This window comes from Ensifer sp. 4252 (assembly GCF_050434565.1).
Lineage (GTDB): Bacteria > Pseudomonadota > Alphaproteobacteria > Rhizobiales > Rhizobiaceae > Ensifer.
In genome coordinates this window covers 1-1,446 of record NZ_JBNDIU010000079.1, presented here as the reverse complement: position 1 = coordinate 1,446, position 1,446 = coordinate 1, and the positions used below count along the sequence as shown (strand labels likewise).

Annotated in this window: 1 protein-coding gene; it reads right to left on the bottom strand. The window is 56.8% G+C overall.

Annotated features, from left to right (window positions below; translation table 11 throughout):
* Positions 1-146 precede the first annotated feature (146 nt).
* Positions 147-1,446: ATP-binding protein (locus ABIE33_RS36225; protein ID WP_429133972.1), on the bottom strand; the 1,300-nt coding region annotated here is incomplete at its 5' end.

The following is a 1,446-nucleotide window of genomic DNA, read 5'->3' as shown; positions in this document are numbered from 1 at the left end:
GTACCTGTCTCAACGTCCATTAGTCCCTCCTAAGGTCTGAAAGAGGGACCAGTTTTAGGTGTCGCTACCGGACCAGTTTTACATGTCGCCTGACACCAGCGATGCTGAACCGTTCTCGGCGGCCCGGGGCTGCACTTAAACGAAACCTAGGCTGGCAGGCATATTTGAGCCCTCAGTCCACCACCCGGTCTATTCACGAGTGTTAGTTCTCCACCGTGTGACTTCACGATAGAACGGGCAGTGGCCAGCCCCAGCCCAAAGCCGCCTGTTTCAGGACTTCTGGATTTATCCAATCTCACAAACGGCTCGAATACAGTCTTCAGTTCGCTGTCCGCAATGCCAGGACCATTGTCATCAATGGTGATGACAATGGTCTCTTCAACGAGACCCACGCCGATCTGTGCCCCGCCGCCGTACCGAGTTGCATTTTCGATAAGATTGGAGACGGCCCGCTTCAGTCGCAATGGGTGACATCGAACCGGCAGCCGATCTGGACCAAGAACAGGTATCTCGTGACCACCCCCCGCAAGATCATCAGCCGCCGCCTCCAACAGGGCCACAAGATCGACAGTTCGCGCTTCTTCGGAATGCGCGTCGTCCCGTGCAAAGCTGAGCGTGGCTTCGATCATTTGCCGCATCTCATCAATAGTCCGGACCATCGCCGTCCGCAGCTCGACGTCGTCCACCATTTCAACGCGGAGTCTCAAGGAGGTGAGTGGCGTACGGATGTCATGGCTGATAGCCGCAAGTAACTGCGTCCGATCACGCACAAATTGAGTGAGACGCTGCTCCATGGTGTTGAATGCTGTCATCGTGTCCCTGACCTCGACCGGTCCCTCGGGGGGCAGGCTATGGACGTCTTCTCCACGCCCGATGCGTTCGGCCGCATGTGCGAGTACCGAGAGAGGCCGCGTGATCCAATGAATGACAGTGGCAACCACGATGAGAACCAGCGCGCCGCTGGCTGCCATCGGAATCAGCCATCGCCAAAGCCTTCGTGCTGAAGGCTGGAGCGTCGATATGCTGCTCAACCACTTTCCATCTCTCAACTGAACCGAAGTATGCAGTCTGGTCGGAGCCTGTCCGAAGAAACGGCTCACGCCGAAAGAGGGTGCGTCCTGACTTTCCACCATTTTAACGCTTACGCCCGGTTTCCTTGGAGCCAACAGCACAAGCAGCTCTTTGGCCAGCCGCGTTTCGGCTTCGTTCATTTTGTTGTTGGGGGTTACGTGCGAAGTGATTTCAAACTGATGATCGCGCGAGTTTGAGGACTGCACAAGCTCACTGCTTCGACCTACGGGCACAAGATCTAGGGCTTTTGCGAGCGAGCTGATGCGGTCGACTGCCTGACTACAACACGACGACAGAACACCCACGGGACCGAGATTCGTGAGCTCTTGTATCCGTGGCATCCCTGGTCCGGGCGGCTCGTTCACGTCCATGGGG